At 66.8% G+C, this 692-nt stretch carries 1 protein-coding gene; it reads left to right on the top strand.

Going from position 1 to position 692, the window contains the following annotated elements; translation table 11 throughout:
* Positions 1-692 (top strand): molybdopterin cofactor-binding domain-containing protein (locus EN781_RS33595; RefSeq protein WP_145965833.1); only part of this gene is annotated, 692 nt, incomplete at both ends.

Genomic DNA, 692 nt, shown 5'->3' on the forward strand with positions numbered 1-692 from the left:
TTCAATCCCTATGTGAAGATCGGCGCCGACAACACCATCACCATCGTCGCGCCGCGCGCCGAGATGGGGCAAGGCGTGTCGACGACGCTTGCCGCCATGGTCGCCGAGGAACTCGACGTCGGCCTCGATCAGGTCAAGGTCGAGCACGGCCCGGCTTCCTATGCCTATTACAACGCGGCGATACTCCAGGAGGGCGGTCCGTTCCCCTTCTTCGACGAGAGCATGACGGCGGAAGCGGTGCGATCCGGACTCGGCGTCGTCGGAAAGCTGCTCGCCCTGCAGGGCACCGGCGGCTCGTCCTCGATGCGCGACGGGTTCGACAAGATGCGGCAGGCGGGCGCGGCCGCCAGGCAGATGCTGATCTCGGCGGCGGCGCAGAAGCTCGGCGTTTCCGCCGGCGAACTGGAAACCGCCAACGGCGCGGTCCTGCATAAGGCGTCGGGCAAATCGGTCACCTATGGTGAAGTCGCCGCCTCAGCCAGCGCCATGCCGCCGCCGGCCGAGGTCAGGCTCAAGGACAAGGCCGACTGGAAGCTGCTCGGCAAGCCGCAAAAGCGCGTCGACATGCTGGCCAAGGTCACCGGCGCGCCGATCTTCGGCATCGATGTCAGGCTGCCGGAGATGCTCTACGGCACGGTGAAGATGAGCCCGCGCTTCTGGTCGAAGCCGGTGAGCGCCGACCTCTCCAAGGC

This window comes from Mesorhizobium sp. M4A.F.Ca.ET.090.04.2.1 (assembly GCF_003999085.1).
GTDB lineage: Bacteria > Pseudomonadota > Alphaproteobacteria > Rhizobiales > Rhizobiaceae > Mesorhizobium.